This window comes from Chryseobacterium amylolyticum (assembly GCF_051011775.1).
Taxonomy (GTDB): Bacteria; Bacteroidota; Bacteroidia; order Flavobacteriales; family Weeksellaceae; genus Chryseobacterium.
This window is the reverse complement of the sequence record NZ_JBPCHX010000002.1, coordinates 139313-162480: the sequence shown is the minus strand read 5'-3', so window position 1 is coordinate 162480 and position 23168 is coordinate 139313. Positions and strand designations below refer to the sequence as shown.

The following is a 23168-nucleotide window of genomic DNA, read 5'->3' as shown; positions in this document are numbered from 1 at the left end:
ATGAATGGAGTTACAGAAATACTTTTCTAAATTCCTTCTCAAAAAAAGAAAAAGACAATTAACGGAGAGAGATTATTTTCTCAGTACCGAACTTAAAAAAGTGCTGGGTACAGAGGTACAGAATATTGCTCTTTACCGTGAAGCTTTTTCTTTGAAAAATTCTTCTAAAAATCAAGACAGCAATTACGAAAGACTTGAATTTTTGGGAGATTCTGTTTTGGGTACAATTATTTCTTGTCATTTGTTCCAGACCTATCCTCAGGCTAATGAAGGATACCTGACACAAATGAAATCTAAGATTGTTAATAGGAAAAACCTCAATAAACTAGGAGAAGATCTCAAGCTTACCAGCCTTTTGCAAAAGCAAAACAGTTCTTCAGCTTTGGGAGAGAATATCTCCGGAAATTTATTCGAAGCCTTAATAGGTGCCGTTTATTTAGACTTCCATTATGATGCCTGCAAAAGGATTATTTTGGAAAAATTGCTGACTCCTTCCGAGATCAATAAGCTGGAAAATAAAATTGTAAGCTATAAAGGTCTTCTGCTCGAATGGAGTCAAAAAAAGAAGGTCAATATAAAGTACGAAACCTGTGAGGAAATACAGGCCAATAAATCTGTCGTATTCAGGTGCCACGTGTGGCTGGGAGAAGAGAAAATTGCTAACGCAACAGAGACTTCCAAAAAGAAGGCAGAGGAAAAGGCAGCACAGAGGGCATTTTATATTTTAAACAAAAAAGAAAATATACTTGGAAATTCAAAAACTTTATGATCTTGATGATATAGAATTTGAAGATATTGCCATAGGACTGGTAAGATTAGCAAAAGATATACCCGCTCATGAGTTTTTCTATAAAATAAATCAAACCAACAACCTCTGTTTTTCAAGAAAGAAAGATCTTGTCTTTCACGGAGGGTATTATGATTATTTTTTTCCAAGATTTGAGGCTTATCACAAGTCTACAAAGACCTGTTTTACCTTCATTTCAAATAAATCTTCTGAAAGTAAGCAAAAAAAAATTCAGACAGAACTCTTTACAGAAGAAGAAAACATTAAATTTTTATTAAATAATCAGGTAGATGTAGAATATATTTTGCATAGTTCGGAACAGTTTCCTGATTTTTCCGTAATTTTGCTCCCTGAAAATCTTGTGTTTCCAATTCAAGATTATACACTGAGTTCTGAAGAGGAACTTTATCAAATTATCCAGTATTATGAATAAGTATTTAAAGAAGACAAAAATTATCGCAACACTAGGGCCTGCTTCATCGTCAAAGGAGGTAATGTTAGATTTAATGAAAGCGGGTGTTGATATTTTCAGAATAAATTTTTCCCATGCAGATTACGACTTAGTCCGAAAAAATATTGAAATAATTAGAGAGCTAAACAGCGAGTATGGTTATTCAGTGGGTATTTTGGGAGACCTTCAGGGTCCTAAGCTGAGAGTAGGTGTCGTAAAGGAAGGATCTTACCTGAACCCGGGTGATATTCTTACTTTCACCAATGAAAAGATGGAAGGAGATTCTACAAAGGTATACATGACTTATCAACAGTTTCCACAGGACGTAAAAGTAGGGGAAAGAATCCTTATCGATGACGGGAAGCTGGTACTGGAAGTTACCGAAACCAATGAAAAGGATACTGTAAAAGCTAAAACCATTCAGGGGGGACCTCTAAGTTCCAAAAAAGGAGTTAACCTTCCTAATACACAGGTATCTCTTCCTGCACTGACAGAAAAGGATATTCAGGATGCTAATTTCATGCTTGACATGGAAGTAGACTGGATCGCTCTTTCTTTTGTGCGCCATGCTCAGGATATCATTGACCTGAAAGAATTAATTGCAAGCCATCCGAATGGTAAATTCAAGACTCCGATTATTGCGAAGATTGAAAAACCTGAAGGGGTTAAAAATATTGAAGAAATCCTTGTTGAGTGTGACGGATTAATGGTTGCACGTGGTGACCTTGGTGTAGAAGTTCCGATGGAAGAAGTTCCTGCGATCCAGAAAAACCTGGTAGAAAAAGCAAGATTCTTCTCCAAGCCGGTAATCATCGCTACCCAGATGATGGAAACGATGATCAACAGCTTAACGCCAACCAGAGCGGAAGTAAATGACGTAGCTAACTCTGTATTGGATGGAGCAGATGCCGTAATGCTTTCAGGAGAAACTTCTGTAGGTAGATATCCGGTACAGGTTGTGGAAAACATGGCTAAAATTGTAAAGAATATCGAAACCACTCATTTCTATCAACATAAAAATGAGCCTATCGAAAAAGATTATAACTGTATTGATGAAAGATTCATTACAAACAGGGTTTGTCTTGCGGCGGTAAGAATTGCTAAAACAACAAACGTTTCTGCTATCGTAACACTTACCCATTCGGGATATACGGCTTTCCAGCTTGCAGCACACAGACCCAACTCACACATCATTGTATACAGTGGTAACAGAAGAGTGATCACAATGCTGAACCTGCTTTGGGGTGTTCACGCCTATTATTATGATATGAAAAAGTCTACAGATGAAACAATCATCCAGGTAAATATGCTGACTCATAACTATGGTTATATTGAAACAGGAGACTTTGTAATCAACATCAATGCTACTCCATCATATGAAGGTGGAAAAACCAATACATTGAGATTGACTACAGTATAAGCAATAAGCAAAATTACTTTTTGTAAAAGCATAAAAAACTCCCGGGAATTAATTTCCGGGAGTTTTTATTTATAGTGTAAGGTATACTGTTAACTTATAAAAGACAGTTTGTCATTCTGAACGAACGGGGTGAAGTGAAGAATCTCCGGATTCCGGTTGCTCGGAATGACATCCCAATATATTTTAATTACCTACAATTGTTTTAGCTGTTACGAATTCTTTCAAAGCTAATAGAGACAATTCTGTTCCATATCCTGAAGCTTTTGTTCCCCCAAACGGAAAACGCGGATCAGAGCTTGTCATTCTGTTGATGTTGACCGTTCCTGATTCAAGGTTTTCAATAAAGAATAACTGACGTTCTTTATTTTTGGTCCAAACAGAATTGGAAAGTCCGAAAGGAATATCATTGGCCATTTGTAAAGCTTCTTCCTCATTCTTTGCAGTCATAACCATACCAAGCGGTCCGAAAAGTTCCTCTTTTAAGATCGGATTTCCTTCCTGAACTCTGATCAAACCTGGTTTAAATTCATTCTCTGAAATCCTTTCCAAAGGAATAATAATCTCTGCACCATTTTCCAGTGCTCTGTTGAACTGGGCTTCCAGCTCATCTGCCAGATCAGGTCTTGCCATTCCGGCTAATTTCGTTTCTTTATCTAAAGGATCCCCAATCTCATACTTTTTATATTCCTCAATGAAAACAGGTAAAAACTGATCTTCAATTTTTTCATCAATGATGAATCTTTTAGCCGCAGTACAGGTTTGCCCGCAATTTTGAAGCCTTGATTTTGCTCCGGCTTTTGCCGCTTCTTCCAGATCAGCATCGTCAAAAATGATAAAAGAATCACTTCCTCCCAGTTCAAGTAAAGATTTCTTGATATTTAAACCTGCTATTGAAGCTACTTCCCCACCTGCTTTTCCGCTACCTGTCAGGCTCACTCCTTTTACAGTGTCATGCTCAAGGATTTCTTTTACAGCCTTGTGCCCCACTTCAAGATTCTGGAAAATCCCTTCGGGGAAGCCAGCTTCCAAAAGAACATCTTCAATAGCATTTCCGCTTCCGAAACAAATTGATGCATGCTTTAAAACCACTGTATTTCCAGCCAGAATTGCAGGAATAGCGAATCTCAGTACCTGCCAGAAAGGAAAGTTCCAGGGCATTACTCCTAAAATCACACCTTTCGGAGCATAATGAACTTCAGAGTAAGCAAATTCAGATTCTACTTTTTCAGGCTTTAATATATTTTCTGCAGCTGCATAATAATTCATCATTAATGCACACTTTTCCACTTCAGCAATCGATTCCGAGATGGGCTTATTCATTTCTGTTGTAATGATCCTTCCAAATTTCTCCGAATTATTCTTTAAAATCTCCGCTGCTTTTGCAATTAACTTCTGCCTTTCCTCAAACGGCACTTTTCTCCACACTGAAAACGCTTTATCTGCTTTAATAAGCTTGCTTTCAATTAATTGTTCCATAATATAAATTTCTGTTTTAAATTCAGCTAATGAATTTATAGGTGCTTTTATTTTAAAAGCACGGTGAAATCAGCAAATTTCATTCCTTAGGGGTCAATAAAATAATGATTTTCTCTATCGGAAGAATATAGCTTTGCCTTAAATCATTAGCCATTCATTCACAAGACATGCTGCCAGCCTTGCGGTTCTGTCCTGAATATCAAAAGAAGGATTCACTTCTGCGACATCCAGTGCAACCAGTTTTTTGTTTTTTAAGATATGCCTGTAAAAATGCATGAAGGTTGTATCTGCAAAGATACCATTATACGCTGCAGCGGAAACTCCGGGAGCAACTGATGCATTAAAAACGTCCATACAGATAGTAAGATAGGCAAAATCCACATTGTCCAGCAAATCATCAATACGCTGGTAAATGGAAGGAAGATTTTCAAAAAACAATTCATCTGCCAGGATGTACTTCATCCTGTATTGATGAGCCGTATCAAAAAGTTTCAGCGTATTTGAGTTTCTCTGAATTCCAATATGCAGAGAATTGATCGGTCCCTCCTGAGCAATCTGCCAGAATCCGGTTCCGGAACTTGGCCCGACTCCTTTTTCAGGCTGTCTGTTGTCAAAATGGGCATCAATGTTGATGATCCCGATTTTTTGTTCCGGGAAAGCTGTTTTAACCCCCAAATAATGGGCATAAGTGACTTCATGTCCTCCACCCAGCACAAGGGATTTTCCGCCTTTTAAAAGTACTTTTGAAACATTTTTAGCAAGATCATTTTGTGTACTTTCCAGATTGCCGTTTTCACAGGTGACATTTCCAAAATCCAGCATTGAAAAATCCGGAAGGATTACAGGAAAATTAGACATGTTTTTTCTGATGACATCGGGAGCATCTTTAGCGCCCTGACGGCCTTTATTTCTTCTGACACCTTCATCTACAGCAAAACCATGCAATGCAAAATCACCTGTAGAAATGTTATCATAATTACGCTCTTCCTTTACTCTTTGAAATATCCTGTGATAGAGAAGTTCTTCTCCGTCCAATCTGCCTTGCCAAATATTATTCATTATTCAGTCATTTGCCTATTGTCTGTTCTTCATTCAGCAGACATTGGGAACCGGCTGCCTGAAGAACAAATATGGTTAATTTATAATTTTTATATCAGATTTCCATCAATATACACTTTCTCAGCTTTTAAACTACCCTGATTATACAGTATATTCTGGAAGTTGTTTGTTTTAAAAGTGACAAAATCCGCCTTCTTGCCTGCCTGCAGCTGCCCTCTATCTTTAAGATTCAATGCATATGCAGCACGGAAAGTCATTCCTGCTAATACTTCAGCCGTTGTAAGCTTCTGAAAAGTGGCCAGAATAGAAGCCTGAGTAACTAAATTTCCCATAGGTGCAGATCCGGGATTCCAGTCACTAGCAATGGCTACAATAGCGCCTGCGTCCAATAATTTTCTTGCAGGAGTAAACTTCTCCCCTAATCCCAGGCTCGCTCCGGGAAGAGCTGTTGCTACAGTGTCAGACTCTGCGAGGAATTGAATATCTTCATCAATGGTTGCTTCCAGATGGTCTGCAGACTTCGCTCCTACTTCTACTGCAATTCTAGAGCTTCCGGGAGTAAACTGATCCGCATGAACCGTAATTTCAAAGCCCAGTTCTTTTGCTTTAAGTAAGAATTCCTTACTTTCTTCAGGCTGAAATGCAGATTTTTCAATAAAAATATCTACCCGGTTTGCCAATCCTTCCTCTTTTACTTTTGGTAAAATTTCAGTAAGAATATATTCAAGATATTCAGGATTGCTTCCTTCAAAATCTCTTGGTTTTAAGTGGGCGGAAAGACATGTGGGAACCAAAGTTGCCTTGGTTTCATTCTGAGCTTTTTTAATGATCCTAAGCATTTTCAGTTCGTTTTCCACATCCAGGCCATAACCGCTCTTTACTTCAATTGTGGTAATTCCCAAACCCATCAAAAAGTTGATTCTTTCTGCTAAGGTTTTCAGCAGTTCTCCTTCAGACGCATTTCTTGTGTGCTGTACAGAACTCCAGATTCCACCGCCGCTTTCTGCAATCTCCAGATAAGTTTTACCTGCATTACGCATGGCAAAATCATTGGCACGGTTTCCTCCGAAACAAATATGGGTATGAGAATCTACAAAAGCAGGAAGAACGACCTGGTCTCCTTCAATCTGCTCCATTTCTATGGCAGGATTTTCTGTTTTTAATGCTTCAAAATTTCCAACCTTAAGAATGGTATTCTGATCTACTATTATTCCTCCGTCTACAATAATTTCCAGCTGTTCATCGGAAATTTTTCCTCTTAAAGGAAGGTCAGCAAGTGTTACCACCTGCCTGAATGGTCCTATTAATTTCATTAGTTTAAAGTTAATGTAATGCTTAGATTGAGATTTACTCATTTTACAATCAGTACCTTTCTGCTAAACATTCAAAATTTTATTAATTTTTTATTAATAATTTCTTCTCTCAAAAATACTTAAAATATCCCAATTATTTAAATCTTAGGTCTTCTCATTTTTAACCTTAGCCTGAACCTTGGCTTCAATCCAAACCTTTTCTCAATCTGCCCTTTAATCTTAGTCTAAATTTGCTATCTTTGAGGTAAATGAAATGAATTAATGCCAGATTTTTTACATCCAGATAAGGAAAACTACTCACGAGAGGAGCTGATGCAGGAAGAGCAGATCCGTCCCCAGAGCTTTAAAGATTTTGCGGGACAGAGAAAAACGCTGGAGAACCTTGAGGTCTTTGTTACTGCTGCGAAAAGGCGTGGCGGAGCACTGGATCATGTTTTACTGCATGGCCCGCCGGGCCTTGGAAAAACTACTTTAGCCAATATTATTGCCAATGAACTGGGAGTAAACTGCAAGATTACTTCCGGTCCTGTATTGGATAAACCCGGAAGTTTAGCCGGTTTATTGACCAATCTGGAAGAAAATGATGTGCTTTTCATTGATGAGATACACCGTCTTTCTCCTGTTGTAGAGGAATATCTGTATTCTGCAATGGAAGACTACAAGATTGATATTATGCTGGAGACAGGTCCCAATGCCAGAAGCGTACAGATTGGATTAAATCCTTTTACTTTGGTAGGAGCTACTACAAGAAGTGGTATGCTTACCAAGCCAATGCTTGCCCGATTCGGGATCCAAAGCAGGCTGGAATATTATTCTATTGAGCTCTTGTCAATGATCATTCAGAGAAGTGCGAGGGTTCTGGGAGTCATCATTTATGAAGATGCAGCCATTGAGATTGCAAGAAGAAGCCGCGGAACTCCAAGGATTGCCAATGCCCTGCTCAGAAGGGTTCGTGACTTTGCTGAAATTAAAGGAAATGGTGAAATTGAGATTAAGATCACTAAATATGCACTGGACTCTCTGAATGTAGATGAATTTGGTCTGGATGAGATGGACAATAAGATCATGCGTGTTATGATTGAAAATTTTAAAGGAAAGCCTGTTGGTATTTCTGCCCTGGCAACATCCATTGGTGAAAATCCGGAAACATTAGAAGAGGTTTACGAGCCGTTTCTGATTCAGGAAGGATTTATTATCCGGACACCGAGAGGAAGAGAAGTTACGGACAAAGCCTACAGACATCTGAATATTACAAGACCTAAAAACCCGGGAGAGCTATTTTAAGTTTAAAATTCAAGAATTGATTAATTTATGTTTATCCCTAAATTATACAAAAGTGAAGATTATAATTTGATGAGAGAGATCATCAGAGAAAACTCTTTTGCTTTACTGATCTCTTCTGTTGACAAGATAAGAGCAACCCATTCAATGATGATGCTCAATGAAGATGATCCTGAAAATGGTTATATTGAAACCCATATTTCAAGGGCTAATCCTCAGGCAAAAACCTTAAAAAACGGAGATGAAGTTCTTTGTGACTTTTTGGGAGCTCACACTTATATATCCAGCAGCTGGTATGATCATATTAATGTTTCCACCTGGAATTATGAAGCAGTACAGATTCGCGGAAAAGTTGAAATAATGGATCATGATGAACTGTATGCCCATTTGGATAAATTAACGTTCAAATATGAAAGTTTCCAGCAATGTCCGATGATGGTGAAAGATATGGGAAGAGAGTTTGTAGAAAAGGAAATGAAGGGAGCTTTTGGGATTAAGATCATCCCAACTGAGATATTTATCAAACAAAAACTTTCTCAGAACAGAAAAGAGAATGATTTTAACAATATCATCATACAGCTTGGGCAATCTGATGATAACGCAAGAAAAATTGCGGAGAAAATGAAAGTAATAAAAAAATAATCAAAATATACATATGAAGCTATATCCGATACAATGTGGAAAATTTAAACTGGACGGCGGTGCCATGTTCGGAGTCGTCCCGAAGAGTCTGTGGGAAAAAACCAACCCGGCAGACGAAAAAAACCTGATCGAATTGGGAACCCGTTCCCTGCTCATTGAAGACGGAAAAAAACTGATCCTTGTAGACTGCGGTCTTGGGAATAAACAGGATGACAAATTTTTCGGTCACTACTCTCTTTGGGGAGATGATACCCTTGATAAAAATCTTAAAAAATACGGCTTTGTAAAGGAAGACATTACAGATGTGTTCCTTACACACCTCCACTTCGACCACTGTGGTGGAGCTATAGAATGGAACGATGACAGAACCGGGTACAGACCTGCTTTTAAAAATGCCAACTTCTGGACTAATGAAAACCACTGGCAATGGGCAACAGAACCTAATCCAAGAGAAAAAGCAAGCTTCCTGAAGGAAAACATTATGCCGATGCAGGAAAGCGGACGGCTTAACTTTTTACCTCTTCCTACCACCGGAAACTACGGTTTTGCACCGGATCTTAAAATGGATGTGATCTTTGTAGACGGCCACACGGAAAAGCAAATGCTTCCGGTAATTCAGTACCAGGAAAAAACGGTTGTTTTTGCAGCTGACCTTATTCCTACGGCAGGTCATATCAACCAGGTATATGTGATGGGATATGATACCAGACCTCTTTTAACACTGGAAGAAAAAGGAAAATTCCTTAAGCAGTGTGTAGATAATGAATATTTATTGTTCTTTGAACACGATGCCCACAATGAACTTGCAAGTTTAAAAATGACCGATAAAGGGGTAAGACTTGATGAGACGTTCAGCTTTAATGATGTTTTTGGATATTAATTTTTAATTATGGAAGAATTACATTCAGAAACACAGCAGACAGAGCCTGAACCAGCACCCAAGATCATAGGTTTAACCGGCGGAATAGGCTCCGGAAAAACTACAGTGGCTCATTTTATAGAGGAATTCGGTTTTCCGGTGTATTACTCTGATGACAGGGCCAAAGCTATTGTCAATGAAAGTGAAGAACTGAAAATAAAAATCAAGGACCTTCTTGGTGAAGATGCTTACGATGAAAACGGATTGTATGACAGAAAATTTGTTGCGGATAAAGTTTTTAATAACAGAGATCTGCTTCAACAATTAAATGAAATCATTCATCCTGCGGTAAGAATTGATTTTGAAAACTGGGTAAATCAACAAAGCAAATATTTAGTTTTCAAAGAAACAGCTCTTCTCTTTGAACTCAAACTGAACAGACAATGCTATAAATCTCTTTTGGTAACCGCTGAGGATAATATCAGAATCAAAAGAGTAATGGACAGAGACAACAAGACCTACCGTGAGGTAGAAGCAGTCATGGAAAAACAAATGCCTGAAAGGGATAAAATTAAAATGGCAGATTGCATCATTTACAATAACACCAATCTGGAAGAATTAAAGGAACAGACCGAAAAAGTAATCTTCGGTATTGAATAAAAAAAAACTCGTTAGAAGCTTCTAACGAGTTTTTTTTTCGCTAAAACAATTTATGTGGATAAGAGAATCCGCCACAAAAAAAGCCTCCAGAAATGGAGGCTTATTCTATTTGAAATTTATGTTTTATTCTTTGATAAATTTCTTTTGTGTAGTGTTACCGTTATCATCGATATCAATTACATAAACACCGTTAATCAATCTGCTTACGTTGATCTGGTTGTTTAATAAGATACCGTCTGCGATTACCTGTCCTGCAGCATTGTAGATCTTATATTTAGCTCTCTTGCTAACATTTTTCACAAACAATACTGAACTTACAGGGTTAGGATAAATCATAACGCTTGTCTGATCAATCGGATTGGAAACAGCAGGTTTAGAAATTCTTACCGTGTAATCTTCTACTTCTCCGTTTTTGAAGTCTGTACAGTTTACCGGGATACCATCTCTGGACATTGCTACTCTCATCACGACGTACTTATAGTCTGTCATACTTACAAATGCATCTGACGGCACATTGAATTTACCTGAAACCGGGCTGTTTGAGTTAGGTGAAGAAGTGAATACTCTTTCATTGATGTCAAACTCTCCGTTTCTGTTGAAGTCAATCCATACAGCGATTCCTTCGTTGTAAGTAGTTCCGGTCCATTTTTTCTCGATGATGATCTCGTTATCCGTTGATCCCTGAATCATCTCGATAAATGTTTTAGGCACTCCTGTATAATCTGTATAGGTAGAAGCTCCGGATTCATTTTCCATTGTTTTCTTACCGGTAGGCTTAACAGTCACTTTAGAAATATGCTCTCCTGTAGAGTTCTCAGCCTTCATCTTACAGTAGATTACTGTAGGTGTTGTAAAGTAGTAAGGAGGAGTATAGTTTCCTGGCGTACCGTTACAGATATTCACTACCTGCATTTCATATTTTGTTAATTCTGTAAGACCTGTCAATACAAGGTTATTAACTAATGACGGTACTTCTGTCCAGCTTGGAATCCCTACTTTTCTATATCTAAGAACATACGTTGCTCCAGGGAAAGGATCCCACTGAATTGCCGCTGATGTAGGAAGCAATTGGGTAATTGTTAATCCTGGTGGCGGAATCTCGCAGATTCTTTCTGTTGTAAATACTTTAGGGTTTGAATATGGATTCAGTGTCGTTTCACCATTACACTGGTTAGCGATCTGAACTTCATACGTTGTATATGACTCTAATGGAGTTGTACTTCCTAAAACATAAGTATTTGCTGGTGGTGCAGGTAAGCTTACAGTTGTCCATGTAGTTGTACCCACTTTTCTCCATCTCATGGTATAGGTAGAGCTTGCCGCTAATGGAGCCCATGTAATCAATGCTGTTGTTGGCGTAATGTTACTTACTGTTACATTAGGAGGTGTAGGGTCACATCTGGTTGTAAATGTCTTGATTGGAGTAGCTGTTCCTACAACATCCCCGCAAATAGCGGCTACTTCAACCTCATAAGTAGTAGCTGGTGTCAGGTTGTTGATGACTAACGGAAGGTTACCCAATAGTGTAGAAGCATATACTTCTGTCCATGTTGTTGTTCCCTGAACTCTGTATCTTACTACGTAGCTTACTCCTCCACCTGTGATCGTAACAGTAGCTGTTGTATGAGTGGTTGTAAATGTCGGTGCGTTTGGAGTTGCATTGCTGCAAGGTCTGATTCTTACTCTGTAATCTTCAACTTCTCCATCCACAGCATTCTGACACATTACAGGAGCACTTGAACGTTTCAGTACCACTCTCATTGTTGTTGTCAATGCACCAGTATAAGCTGTTGAAGGAACTGCAAATGTAGCCGTAACAGGAGTAGTTGTATTAGCCGGAGAGATTAAAATTCTCTCTGCATCTGTAAACTGTCCGTTTCTGTCAAAGTCGATCCAGGCTGTTACAGCATCGTTTCCTGTTGAACCCGTCCAGCCTTTTGCTACTGAGATTTTATTATTTTGAGAATTTACATCTAAAGTAATCAGTGTCTCAGGAGTAGTATAGCTGGTATAGTTACCCTGTACCGAAGTATTATTCATTGGTGGAACACCAAGGTTCGAAGAGGTAACTGTTACATTCGAAATATGGTCATTTGTTCCTGTACCTGTCATCTGACAGTAAGACAACGGTGGTGTTGTAAATGTTACTGATCCGGAGTAAGATCCTGTAGAACCATTACAAGTTGTTGAAACCTGAACTTCATAATTGGTCTGTTCTGTAAGACCGGTAAGCCCATAGAAGTTCTGACCGGCAGGAACTGCAGCAGTTTGCCAAACACCTCCAGGAGTAGTTCTCCATCTGATATTATAAGTAGCTCCTACAGTAGCAACCCATGATACAGTTGCTGTAGTTGCACCAATATTGTTTACTGTGATATTTGTAGGAGGAGCCGTTGAACAGTTCTGAGAGTCTACAAATTTTACCGCATAGTCTTCCACCTCTCCCTGGGAGAATGTTCCACAAGGGTTAGCATTATCAAAATATCTCATTACAACACGCATACGGGTAGGAAGATTTCCTGTATATACATTACCGCTTGCTACAGTAGGTACTGAGAAAGTAGCCGTTACCGGAGTAGTTGTGTTATAAGTTGTGTTAAGAATTCTTTCACTTGTTTCAAACGTTCCGTTTCTGTTAAAATCTACCCATGCTGAAACTCCATATGATGTAGGAGAACCAGGCCAGTATTTGTTTACAGAAATTTTATTATTTGCTGAACCTCTTTCAAAGATAACTACTCTTGTTGCATCTGTGGTATAATCTTTATAATTATCAGATACGGAATTACTTATCATTATAGGAGTATTCGTCGGAGTAACCGTTACATTATTAATATACCCGCTTGTTGCAGTATTACTTGTAGGACCAGCTGTACAATAGGTAAGAGCAGGTGTTGTAAAGGTAACACTTGGTGAGAAAGCACCTGTTGTTCCTCCACAAATAGTAGCTACCTGTACTTCATATGTTGTCTGCTCCAATAATCCTGAAAGCAATTGGTTACTGATTAATGGTGTGTTGACTGCAATTTGCTGCCATGCTCCGGAAGGAGAAACTCTGTATCTTACAATATAAGTAGCTCCTGTAGTAGAAACCCAGGTAACATTAGCTGAAGAAGGAGTTACGTTATTCACCATGATGCCAGAAGGCGGCGCTGTATTACACGCTGACAAATCTATCAGTTTTACCGCATAGTCTTCAGTTTCACCGTAAGAATATGTTCCACAAGCATTGATAGGGCTGTATTCGTTTAATACAACACGCATTCTTGTAGTCAGGTTTCCTGTATAAGCACCACCGGCAGCGGTTGGTACTGTAAATGTGGCTGTTACCGGAGTGGTGGTATTACTTGGTGAGGTAAGTACTCTTTCAGACGCTTCAAAAGTACCATTACGGTTAAAGTCAATCCAAACTCCTGTTAAGAAGCCATACTGATAACCTGGCCACGTTTTTGAAACAGAAACGGTAGCACTACCACCTCTTACCAAAGTAACCACTCTTGTAGGGTCTGTACTGTAATCTGTATAACCACTCTGATCAGAGTTACTATACATAGATGGAGCACCTTGTGCGTTAACTGCAACCTGGTTGATATATCCATCAATATAAGTACTCGTAGCACCCGAATTACAATAACTAAGTGCCGGAGTTGTAAAGTTTACACTGGAAGAAAATGCTCCCTGAGTACCACCACAGATAGTAGCCACCTGTACTTCATACTGGGTCTGCTCTGTCAGTCCGGGAATTGTGGCACTCCCTGAAAGAGGGGCGGTAACGTTAACCTGCTGCCATGCCCCTGAAGGTAAACTTCTATATCTTACTACATAAGTAGACCCTGTAGCCGTGTACCAGTTAACAACTGCCGATACAGTAGTTATGTTACTCACAGTAATATTTGATGGCGGAGCAGTAGTACATGGAGTCAGCTGATGGCTTACCAGCTGTATTCTTGGAATGTCAGAATATCTGTCTGATGCAGAAGGCGGTGAAGCCGGATTTGGGTTTGCTGTATCTTCATAATAAAGAATACCTCTGTTAGGCCCAGCATTATATGTTCCCCAGGCTGTCCCCGGAGAGGATGAATAACCTGGCGTTTTTTCATTTACAGCAATCGCAAGATTGTCTGTCCCATTCCAAATAAACGGAGTATTCAACTGAAGAGTAACCCAGTTTCCATTCGATATAGCAGGTAAGTCTCCTGCATACACCTGAGTTAAGGAACCTAATGGAATCCAGTTTGTGTTGGATGTAAAGTTATTCTGGGTAGTGTTCCCCATGTAAACAACCCAATCCTTGTAGGAATCCGGAGAGTTTGATACGGTGTTTACATAAAACTTTATGGCTGTGATATAGGTCGACGTACCAATGGCAGCCGAAACTTCCGCAGCAGTATAAATCTGCTGGGAATAACTATACCCGTAATAGGAACGTATGGGGAGATACACTGAGGTACCCGTTCCTGTCCCGATCTGGCCTGCCTGAGCCGAGACTTTAGATACAAAGCCTGTGCAAATCAAACAGAGAAACAGAATTAAAGAGGTAAAGAGTTTCTTCATAATGTTTTCATTATATATTAATCAGACAAATCTAATCATTTTTTATTATTAATTTATAAGTGCATTTAGGTTTTTTTTGAAAAAAAACAGCAAATTAACTCTTTATGCTTTAAATAAAGAAATCCCCGGAGATTTCCGGGGATTTGCTAATATTTAAAGGTTATCTTTATTTCTTAATGAATTTAGATTTGAATTGCTCAATTCCTTTATCATCTATTGTAATTACGTAACCACCTTTAACTAAAGTAGAAACATTTACTTTTCCATTATTGATATTTCCTTTATCTACTAATTGTCCGGCTGCACTATAAATTTTATAAGTTGCTTTATCTGAAACCTTAGTAACGTTTAGAATATCACTTACCGGATTTGGATAAATCTGAATACCATTATTTTTAACAGCAGTTTCAGCAGTAGCAAGGTTACCTGTAATAACTACGTTATAGTCTTCAACTTCTCCGTAGTCAAAATTATCTCCACATATATAATCTGTAGGTAATGACAGACCAACATTTCCGTTTCCAGTACCAGCACCTACATAGAAAGCTACCACTCTCATTCTTAACGGCTGTCCTTCTACTGCATCAGCTGGAATTGCAACATTTCCACTAACTACAGTTGATGGTTGTGTTAATGCTACAGGGTAATTCAGTACTCTTTCAGAATCACTGAACACACCATCCTTGTTAAAATCAATAAATGCAGCTACTGTATCATAATCTGCAGCATCAGGGTTTCCAACCGTAACAGACATAGGATAAACATTTCCTTTTGTCATGTTAATCTGAAGTGCTGAATTCGTTGTATAGTTTGTATATGTACTGCTTGCAGAAGTATTATTTATATTGGCAAGTGTTACATTTGCAATATACTCATAGCTCGTATCAGTTGTAGAAGCTGAACAATAAGTAACTGCAGGCGTACTGAAGTTTACAGAAGCAGAATATGTCCCTACTACAGTACCACAAACTAAAGCTACCTGAACTTCATATGTTGTACCATCAATTAAATTACTTAAGTTGATTGAAGGAACTGCTGTATCAGCTTCAGTCCATACAGTTGTACCTACCTTTCTGTAACGTACTTTATACGTTGCTCCGGTATAAGACATCCAAGATACACTTGCAGAAGATACAGTAATATTACTTACAGCAACATTAGTTGGCGCAGCACTGCTACATGCAGATAGAGGCGCAATACTAACAGGCCCTACAGCATAGAATACATTCCCTATTGAAGAAACTCTTACCTTAATAGTCTGACCGTTCAATGAAGAAGGGAAAGTAAAGTTTTCAGATCCGTCATTAGGAGTTGAAGCAGATAGTACAGTCCAGGTTGTTCCGTTATCTGTAGTATAGTCAATTTTTACATTAGCAACATTATAAGGAGCTGCATTGGTATTGGCAACAATCCACTGAACCGGAGTTGGAGTATTTACATCAGCATATTGGTTAGCTAATCTGAAAGGGCCATTATCTCCTACAACAATTGTCTGAACTTTAAAAGCTGATTGCTGTTGAGATACAACAGGATTATTATCTCTTACTGTTAATGCGAATTTTGTAGTTCTTGCTTTAGTAGATACAGCTTCCCAGGTATTGTTTGCATTATTCAATACTCCACTCATTACGGATGTAAATTTCGGGAAGTATCTTGTTGGGCTTGTGCTTGGAGCAACCGATCTGAATGAAGCTCCTGACGTAGTATTTCCTAAGTTATATTTATCAATAGAAAGGGTTGCGTCATCTACTTCTTCCCAAGAATAAGTCATCGGATCATTTTCAGGATCTGTAGCAGTACCCGTTAAAGCAAAAGCAGTACCCTTAGGAATAGTATATGTTGGAAGATCATTAATTACCGGTGGATTGTTGGTAATTGTAGTCTCCACATCACAGGTTTTTGCGATTAAGTTAGCCTGAACCTGCCCGATACTTGCTTTATGGAAATAAGCATCAGAATTTGGCTGAATATCTGTATCAGGACCAGTAATCCCTGCATATCCCATAATGGTAGATCCTGAACCAGGTTCCATATTTACTCCACTTCCTTCAATATTATGAGAGAAGGTATGGTTAGCTCCTAACTGGTGCCCCATCTCGTGTGCAACATAGTCGATATCAAAGCTATCACCTGATGGAATTCCGTTTGCAGGAGAAGTAAACCCTGAACCTTTCCCTTTAGGAACTGTAGTGGTAGGATTAACACATACACATCCGATACATCCGGCGTTTCCTCCACCTCCAGATTTACCGAATAAGTGCCCGATATCATAGTTTTCATTTCCAACATTGGCTGTCAAAGCCGCTTGCAGCTGTCCGTTCCATGCACCTTGTGCCCCAGTTGCAGCAGCGGCATATGGATCTGTAGCCGGATCAATATAAATTACATTTGGGAAATTCTGTAAATTCAAATGCAATGCAAAATCTTTTTCAAAAACTCCGTTTACTCTGGTTAAAGTATTATTGATAGCAACCAGTGCAGGAGCTCTTTTCTGGTCATCTGTAGCGGTAGCAGGTACACCTGCAAGCGTCATAAAGTACTGAGTATACTCACCTGTAACAGACATTGCCAATCTCATTGTTCTGTATTTTTTATCAGAACTCTTATTAAAAATTGTTGGCTGGTTTGAGAATGACTGTCCGTTTTTTAGTAAAGCATCTATTTCCTTCTTAGCAGCAGGAGATTCTTCTGTAGAACATAAGAACCCATTCTTTTCCTTTTTTGTTTTCGGGTGAACAGCATAAACTGTTTTATCTGCAGAAGCAGGGTCAATAAATTCATACTTGTCTCCATGAATGATCATTGACTGAAAATCATTAGGAGCAATACTGAATCTTAAATACTTGGTTGGATCATCAACACTTGTTCCAACATAAGATCCTAGTTCATACTTATCTGCCAGTTCTTTTACAACCACTGGAAAACTGTATACATTAAATCTTTCAATCTTCCCACTCATAGTAGGAAGAGAAATTACTACAGGAGTGGAATTTGCTCCCATTTCCTGTGCATTCTTCAGCTGAGATCTCAGTAAGTTCAGGTCTAACTTATAGTACCCATTACCTCTTACATTAGATTGATCTACTCTAAATCCTGTACTTCTTTTGTTATCGTCTCCTTTTTTAAAAGAAGTTGGTGTCCATTGGCCGAACACTGCTCCTCCTATAAAAGTAAACATTAAAGCAGTAAATACTCTTTTCATAAATTAAAACACAATTATAATTTTCGCCAAATATAGCTAATTTATAACTCACACAGATAAAATAAGTTAATATTTTTTAATATTATACACCCTTCAAGCTTATTCATTAAAAAAAATACAAACTCCAGAATGTACTGAAGTTTGTATTTTATATATTTTAAAAGTTAAGGATGGCTATTTTTAAAACTTATAGGCAATATTCCATGCAAATCCCATATTAAACTTTGAAGAACTTCTTCCGAATCCGGGAACAATCATTGGAGAGATATCATCCTGCTTGGAAGTGTATACCAAATATCTTGGCTGAAGATTCACGTCAATATAGAAGTTGGAATTGAATAACTGCACTCTGCCGCCTATAGTCCCCTCAAGCCAGAAAGAAGACTGTGATGATGAAGGAAAAGCTTCAGAAGAGTTACTTCCTCCAAATCCACGAACGGGTACTGCCATATATTCCTGGTTGTAGAATGATCCGGCAGCCTTCCCTCCTGCATAAAATCCGTTGAATTCATTTTCCGCATCTTTTGCCAGCATATAGAATGCACCCAACTTAACGAAAGGACCATTTACTTTAGCATCATAACCATTCTTCTGGTATATATTTTTTTCAAAACCAGCCTCTGCAATGGCGTGTACATTTCCTCTGATTTTCGAAGAAATAAATCCCTGATACAGCTTTCTGTCCGAAAAGAACCCAACTCCGGTATTCAATGCATCAAGCCCAACCATAAAATTAGGCTCATATTTCTCATGAACTTTCTTCTCTGCTTCCTTTTTTTTCTCTTGTGCCCAGCTTATTATTCCCAATAAACTAAAAAGAAAGGTAAAGATTAGTCTTGTCTTCATTCTCTATTTGATTTTGTCCGGCTTCCAGTTTCAGAACAGGATTCGGAGTTACTAATTCTGAAGTTAAATTTTCATAAGTTTTTTTGATCCCACATCCAGGAGATACATAGGTTGACTTTGTACTATACCCGATTCTTACATGAGACTCCGGGCCTTTGAATCTGGTTTTGAAATAAACGTCTGTATACGGTGAGTTGTCTACACGTAAAGGAATTAACCTGGAATCAATGTTTGCAAGTTTTCCCAGATCCACCTTTCCTGCGCCATAGTCTACTGATACATACAAAGTATCTATGGTGGTATCTTTTCCGCTTGCCAGTGTCCTGAAGCCTACCTTCATTCTGGGAGTTCCTTCTCCGCTTTCACAAATATCATCATCACCGCCACAGGAAAAAAGCATCCCTAAAAAACAGATTGCAATGAGAAATTTAAAGTACTTCATAGTAAGATTTGGAAATTCAAATTTAAATAATTTATTTTTTAACCAGCAATGCGATGTTCTCGACATGGTGTGTCTGCGGGAACATATCTACCGGTAAGATCTTTACTAAAGTATAATGTTCTTTCATCAAAGCAAGGTCTCTTGCCTGTGTTGCAGAATTACAGCTTACATAAACTACTTTTTCCGGTGAAAGTTTTAAGATCTGTTCTACAACTTTCTGGTGCATTCCGTCTCTTGGAGGATCCGTGATTAACACATCTGCTTTAGGATGGTTAGCCATAAATTCATCATTGAAAATATCTTTCATATCTCCGCAATAGAACGTTGTGTTGGTAAGTCCGTTCAATGCAGCATGTTCTATCGCTGCATCTATCGCTTCCTGTACGGATTCTATTCCGATTACCTGTTTTGCATTTCTTGCCACATACTGTGCAATAGTACCCGTTCCTGTATAAAGGTCATACACCACTTCATCTCCTTTCAGGTCTGCGAACTCCAGGGTTTTTCTATACAGTTCCAAAGCCTGCTTGTAGTTGGTCTGAAAGAATGATTTCGGACCGATCTTAAACTGCAGTCCGTCCATTTCTTCCATAAGGTATCCTTCCCCAAAATATACTTCAATATTTAAATCATAAATAGAATCATTCTGTTTAGAGTTGATAGCATACACCAACGTTTTAATCTGAGGGAATTTCTCTAATAGGAATTCAAAAAGCTTTTCTCTGTTTTCTTTTTCTTCTCTGTAAAGCTGGAAAAGAACCATCCATTCTCCTTTGGAATTCTGTCTCATCATTAAGGTTCTTAAAAACCCTTCCTGATTTCTCACATCAAAGAAGTCCAGACCATTGTTTACTCCATATTCTTTTACTGCCAGTCTTATTGCATTGGAAGGATCTTCCTGAAGGAAACATTCTTTCAGGTCAAGAATTTTGCTCCACATTCCCGGGATATGGAAACCTAAAGCATCTTTGCTTCCGAAATTCTCTTCAGAGCTGATTTCGTACTGGGTAAGCCATCTTGCATTGGAGAAAGAAAACTCCATTTTATTTCTGTAAAAATATTGCTCCTCAGATCCTAGAATCGGCACGGTTTCAAAAGCATCAATACCGCCTATTCTTTTAATATTATTGTATACTTCTTCCTGCTTAAAATCAAGCTGTTTTTCATAGCTCATATTCTGCCACTTACACCCTCCGCAGGTACCGAAATGAACACATTTAGGTTCAACCCTGTAAGGTGATTTCTCAAGCACTTCCACAGCTTCGCCTTCATAATATTTTGACTTCGCTTTTTTCACTCTCACATTGACAACATCACCTGGAATTGCACCTGAGACCATTACAGTCTTACCTTCGTCTGTTCTTCCAATTGCCACGCCTTTTGCACCGGCTGTTAACAGCTTTATATTTTCAAGAACTATATCTCTTTTTTTCTTCCTGCTCATTCTAAAATTTTCTATTTTCCTAATTGAAACCTTACGTTTCAGTTTGCAAAAATACAATAAAAAAAACCTTATCCGCAGATAAGGTTTCTATACTGTGTTAAAGTTTATTATTTTGTCGGAGCCGGCTGCGGATTTGCTGGCTGTGGAGCTTGCTGCTGTGCCGCAGAAGGATCAAGCTGCAATTGTGGCTGCATTTGAGCATTCGGATCTACTTTTGGTGCAGAAAGGCCTGTTTGCTTATCCAGAATAGTCACTAATTCCTGCTCACCAAGGTTCACAAATGATCTGCTGGCGATTTTACCGTCTTTATCAATGATGACAAAGCAAGGTAATTTGAATCCGTATACCCCGTATTTCTTTGCGATATCAGAGTTCAGGCCTCCTTCTCCGTAAACATTCACTCCCTGAATTCCTTTCAACAAAGCGTTGCTTGTTTTAATGAACTGGTCTTTTGTATCGTCAACGTTTACATATACAAAATTCATTTTAGACTTATAGAAGTTCACCACTTCTTTCAATACAGGTACTGTAGCTTCGCTGATGTAAGGATTCCATGAAGCATAGAAGAACAGCATATAAGGTTTTCCTTTGTTTTCAGAAAGTTTATAAGCCTTTCCGTCTTGCTTTACCAAAGCCGCTTTAGGAGCCGCTTCACCAATTTTAAGTCCTGTAATAGCAACCTGCATTTTTAAAAGGTCACTTTTAATCGTAGCATCTTTAATATCTGAATCGATAATCTTTTTAATCTTGTCAATATTTGCAGCAGGAGTTGTAGGATGAATATCAGCCTGAGCCATTACAAATGCCAAAAGATAATCTTTTGCAGTCTGGGATAAATCTTTCTTTGTTTTTAAATACTGAGCGAACATCTCAGAAGTTGTAATTCCTGTTTTTCCTTTGCTGTTGGCTTCAGCATATTTCTGGAAATCCGGAGTCATTTTTACAAGAAGATATTGTCTGTAAAGAGGAATGGTTTTTACCATCGTATCTTTGTCGGTTTCTAACTGAGTTTCGTAATCTTTGAAAGCCTTGGAAGCTTTGTAAGAAGGATTTCCGGACATTGGTCCATGAGACATTTCATAGTTGGCAAGTAAATTAAGAATGGTTACTTTCACATCGTTTTTCTTCCATTCTAAAAGTGCTTTACTTGGATTATTCTTTTTTGCAAGATCATCTACATTTTTATTAATATCAGTTTCAATTTTGTGCATTCCTTTCAGAAATGCAGCTTCATCTCCACTCATTAATACCTGTAAGTTAACTTTAGTACCATAGTCAGCTAAAAATTTCTGAGTAGCTGTAAGGAAATCATTATTTTTCTTAGCATCTCCGGTAATTACGAATTCATTTGGGAAAGTAGCCCCGTTTCCAGAGATATTTACTTTTTGTCCTCCTTCAAGATAGATCAGGTTTTGTCTGCCTGCATAGTTGATCACGTACATCCCGTCTTTAGGAGCGTCAAAATTTCCTGAAAAGTTTCCGTCTTTATCCAGACCAATATTAATTAAAGGCAGGGTTCCTACCCCTGAAGCTTCTACAAATTCAATTCTTTCTAAAGGTGAGCTTCCAGTAATTTTTCCTTTTACTTCTACTTTTTTTGAACAAGACATCACAAAAAATGTGATGATAAACAATAAAAGATATTTTTTCATTTCAATTTTTAATATTACACAAAAATACGCTTTTTAGGGCTTGCTAATTCACACTATTTATTTTTTTTAAAAATTTTATTATTACCGTTCAAAAGCGGGATTTGCACTGTTTAACAATCTCTTTTTCATGGTAAAAAGCAATTGAAAGTGTTTTCTGAAAACCATTCAACTACGCTCCAAATATATACTTAATAAATAAAGAATAGCAAAAACCAGTCAATAAGTTAACAAACTTTAACAGGCTAATCCCTATCATAAAAAAATCGCCTCCAAAAATGAAGGCGATTTTCTATGTATTTGAATCAATTCTATCCTTGATCTACAAGAGCAGCCATGTATTCTCTGTTCATTCTTGCGATATTTTCAAGAGAAATCCCTTTAGGACATTCTACTTCACATGCACCAGTGTTTGAACAGTTACCAAATCCTTCTTCATCCATAGCTTTCACCATGTTCAGAACTCTTCTTTTAGCTTCTACTCTACCTTGAGGAAGCAATGCATACTGAGAAACCTTAGCTCCTACGAAAAGCATTGCAGATCCGTTTTTACAGGTAGCTACACAGGCACCACATCCGATACAAGCCGCAGCATCCATTGCTCTGTCTGCATCTTCTTTCGGAACCGGAATAGCGTTAGCATCCAATGTATTACCAGAAGTATTCACAGAAATGAAACCACCTGCTGCCATTACTCTGTCGAATGCGCTTCTGTCTACCATTAAGTCTTTGATAACCGGGAAAGCAGCACTTCTCCATGGTTCAATAACGATTGTTTCACCATCTTTGAACATTCTCATGTGAAGCTGGCAGGTAGTGATCCCTGTATCCGGCCCGTGAGCTCTACCATTGATGTAAAGGGAACACATTCCGCAGATCCCTTCACGGCAGTCGTGATCGAAAGCGATAGGTTCTTTACCTTCGTTAATTAAATTTTCGTTCAGGATATCCAGCATCTCTAAAAATGAAGAGTCTGTAGATACATCTGATATTTTATAGGTCTCAAACTGACCTTTAGTTTTACTATTTTTTTGTCTCCAAATTTTCAGCGTAAGATGTAAGCCTTTTTTTGCACTCATAATG

At 38.3% G+C, this 23168-nt stretch carries 17 protein-coding genes; 7 read left to right on the top strand and 10 right to left on the bottom strand.

Annotated features, from left to right (window positions below; translation table 11 throughout):
• Nucleotides 1-4: 4 nt before the first annotated feature.
• The 3 genes from rnc to pyk are packed head-to-tail and all read left to right on the top strand — an operon-like array spanning nt 5 to nt 2658.
• Entirely contained in the window at nt 5-769 is a 765-nt protein-coding gene (rnc, locus tag ACR1PO_RS05865) for a ribonuclease III (RefSeq protein ID WP_126652449.1), read from the top strand.
• Nucleotides 747-1220, top strand: coding sequence for an IPExxxVDY family protein (locus tag ACR1PO_RS05860; RefSeq protein ID WP_002976347.1), 474 nt, complete (start codon nt 747-749; stop codon nt 1218-1220). Before rnc ends, ACR1PO_RS05860 begins: the two co-directional genes overlap by 23 nt.
• A complete protein-coding gene (gene pyk / locus ACR1PO_RS05855; RefSeq protein ID WP_433986160.1) occupies nt 1213-2658 on the top strand; it encodes a pyruvate kinase in 1446 nt (481 codons plus the stop codon). The genes ACR1PO_RS05860 and pyk overlap by 8 nt, the downstream gene beginning before the upstream one ends.
• A gap of 183 nt (nt 2659-2841) precedes the next feature.
• Here the strand turns inward: pyk and ACR1PO_RS05850 are convergent, their stop codons facing one another.
• From ACR1PO_RS05850 to hutI, 3 genes are all read right to left on the bottom strand, one after another.
• Nucleotides 2842-4134, bottom strand: coding sequence for an aldehyde dehydrogenase family protein (locus ACR1PO_RS05850; protein ID WP_433986159.1), 1293 nt, complete (start codon nt 4132-4134; stop codon nt 2842-2844).
• A gap of 138 nt (nt 4135-4272) precedes the next feature.
• Nucleotides 4273-5193, bottom strand: coding sequence for a formimidoylglutamase (gene hutG, locus ACR1PO_RS05845; RefSeq protein WP_433986158.1), 921 nt, complete (start codon nt 5191-5193; stop codon nt 4273-4275).
• A gap of 89 nt (nt 5194-5282) precedes the next feature.
• Nucleotides 5283-6506 (bottom strand): imidazolonepropionase, encoded by a 1224-nt coding sequence (hutI, locus tag ACR1PO_RS05840; protein ID WP_433986157.1) that lies wholly within the window; start codon nt 6504-6506, stop codon nt 5283-5285.
• Nucleotides 6507-6767: 261 nt separating this feature from the next.
• On the opposite strand from hutI, the gene ruvB reads away from it, so the two are divergent.
• Genes ruvB through coaE form a run of 4 tightly spaced genes read left to right on the top strand, consistent with a single transcriptional unit; the run spans nt 6768 to nt 9948 of the window.
• A complete protein-coding gene (ruvB, locus tag ACR1PO_RS05835) occupies nt 6768-7790 on the top strand; it encodes a Holliday junction branch migration DNA helicase RuvB (RefSeq protein WP_002976338.1) in 1023 nt (340 codons plus the stop codon).
• A 27-nt stretch (nt 7791-7817) separates the two neighbouring features.
• Complete coding sequence (locus tag ACR1PO_RS05830; RefSeq protein ID WP_433986156.1) at nt 7818-8429, top strand: FMN-binding negative transcriptional regulator; 612 nt, start codon at nt 7818-7820, stop codon at nt 8427-8429.
• Between the two features lie 13 nt (nt 8430-8442).
• On the top strand, nt 8443-9309 hold the full coding sequence (locus tag ACR1PO_RS05825) for an MBL fold metallo-hydrolase (protein WP_433986155.1): 867 nt from the start codon (nt 8443-8445) through the stop codon (nt 9307-9309).
• A gap of 9 nt (nt 9310-9318) precedes the next feature.
• Nucleotides 9319-9948, top strand: coding sequence for a dephospho-CoA kinase (gene coaE / locus ACR1PO_RS05820; protein WP_332385693.1), 630 nt, complete (start codon nt 9319-9321; stop codon nt 9946-9948).
• A 123-nt stretch (nt 9949-10071) separates the two neighbouring features.
• Here the strand turns inward: coaE and ACR1PO_RS05815 are convergent, their stop codons facing one another.
• From ACR1PO_RS05815 to ACR1PO_RS05785, 7 genes are all read right to left on the bottom strand, one after another.
• Nucleotides 10072-14502, bottom strand: a complete 4431-nt coding sequence (locus ACR1PO_RS05815; protein ID WP_332385692.1) for a GEVED domain-containing protein — start codon at nt 14500-14502, stop codon at nt 10072-10074.
• Between the two features lie 166 nt (nt 14503-14668).
• Nucleotides 14669-17704, bottom strand: coding sequence for a reprolysin-like metallopeptidase (locus tag ACR1PO_RS05810; protein ID WP_332385691.1), 3036 nt, complete (start codon nt 17702-17704; stop codon nt 14669-14671).
• A 180-nt stretch (nt 17705-17884) separates the two neighbouring features.
• Entirely contained in the window at nt 17885-18550 is a 666-nt protein-coding gene (locus ACR1PO_RS05805) for a DUF6048 family protein (RefSeq protein ID WP_433986154.1), read from the bottom strand.
• Nucleotides 18516-18992, bottom strand: a complete 477-nt coding sequence (locus tag ACR1PO_RS05800; RefSeq protein WP_433986153.1) for a DUF6452 family protein — start codon at nt 18990-18992, stop codon at nt 18516-18518. The genes ACR1PO_RS05805 and ACR1PO_RS05800 overlap by 35 nt, the downstream gene beginning before the upstream one ends.
• A 31-nt stretch (nt 18993-19023) precedes the next feature.
• Nucleotides 19024-20436: a 23S rRNA (uracil(1939)-C(5))-methyltransferase RlmD gene (gene rlmD / locus ACR1PO_RS05795; protein ID WP_433986152.1), complete on the bottom strand. Its 1413-nt coding sequence runs from the start codon at nt 20434-20436 to the stop codon at nt 19024-19026.
• 107 nt (nt 20437-20543) lie between these two features.
• Nucleotides 20544-22088 (bottom strand): TlpA family protein disulfide reductase, encoded by a 1545-nt coding sequence (locus tag ACR1PO_RS05790; protein WP_433986151.1) that lies wholly within the window; start codon nt 22086-22088, stop codon nt 20544-20546.
• 308 nt (nt 22089-22396) lie between these two features.
• Entirely contained in the window at nt 22397-23164 is a 768-nt protein-coding gene (locus ACR1PO_RS05785; protein ID WP_002976316.1) for a succinate dehydrogenase/fumarate reductase iron-sulfur subunit, read from the bottom strand.
• Between the last annotated feature and the right edge of the window lie 4 nt (nt 23165-23168).

Excerpts from the sequence above, each read along its gene's own strand:
- rnc (WP_126652449.1), top strand. The coding sequence starts at position 5 with ATGGAGTTACAGAAATACTTTTCTAAATTCCTTCTCAAAAAAAGAAAA.
- pyk (WP_433986160.1), top strand. The coding sequence starts at position 1,213 with ATGAATAAGTATTTAAAGAAGACAAAAATTATCGCAACACTAGGGCCT.
- ACR1PO_RS05850 (WP_433986159.1), bottom strand. The coding sequence starts at position 4,134 with ATGGAACAATTAATTGAAAGCAAGCTTATTAAAGCAGATAAAGCGTTT.
- hutG (WP_433986158.1), bottom strand. The coding sequence starts at position 5,193 with ATGAATAATATTTGGCAAGGCAGATTGGACGGAGAAGAACTTCTCTAT.
- hutI (WP_433986157.1), bottom strand. The coding sequence starts at position 6,506 with ATGAAATTAATAGGACCATTCAGGCAGGTGGTAACACTTGCTGACCTT.
- ruvB (WP_002976338.1), top strand. The coding sequence starts at position 6,768 with ATGCCAGATTTTTTACATCCAGATAAGGAAAACTACTCACGAGAGGAG.
- ACR1PO_RS05830 (WP_433986156.1), top strand. The coding sequence starts at position 7,818 with ATGTTTATCCCTAAATTATACAAAAGTGAAGATTATAATTTGATGAGA.
- ACR1PO_RS05825 (WP_433986155.1), top strand. The coding sequence starts at position 8,443 with ATGAAGCTATATCCGATACAATGTGGAAAATTTAAACTGGACGGCGGT.
- coaE (WP_332385693.1), top strand. The coding sequence starts at position 9,319 with ATGGAAGAATTACATTCAGAAACACAGCAGACAGAGCCTGAACCAGCA.
- ACR1PO_RS05815 (WP_332385692.1), bottom strand. The coding sequence starts at position 14,502 with ATGAAGAAACTCTTTACCTCTTTAATTCTGTTTCTCTGTTTGATTTGC.
- ACR1PO_RS05810 (WP_332385691.1), bottom strand. The coding sequence starts at position 17,704 with ATGAAAAGAGTATTTACTGCTTTAATGTTTACTTTTATAGGAGGAGCA.
- ACR1PO_RS05805 (WP_433986154.1), bottom strand. The coding sequence starts at position 18,550 with ATGAAGACAAGACTAATCTTTACCTTTCTTTTTAGTTTATTGGGAATA.
- ACR1PO_RS05800 (WP_433986153.1), bottom strand. The coding sequence starts at position 18,992 with ATGAAGTACTTTAAATTTCTCATTGCAATCTGTTTTTTAGGGATGCTT.
- rlmD (WP_433986152.1), bottom strand. The coding sequence starts at position 20,436 with ATGAGCAGGAAGAAAAAAAGAGATATAGTTCTTGAAAATATAAAGCTG.
- ACR1PO_RS05790 (WP_433986151.1), bottom strand. The coding sequence starts at position 22,088 with ATGAAAAAATATCTTTTATTGTTTATCATCACATTTTTTGTGATGTCT.
- ACR1PO_RS05785 (WP_002976316.1), bottom strand. The coding sequence starts at position 23,164 with ATGAGTGCAAAAAAAGGCTTACATCTTACGCTGAAAATTTGGAGACAA.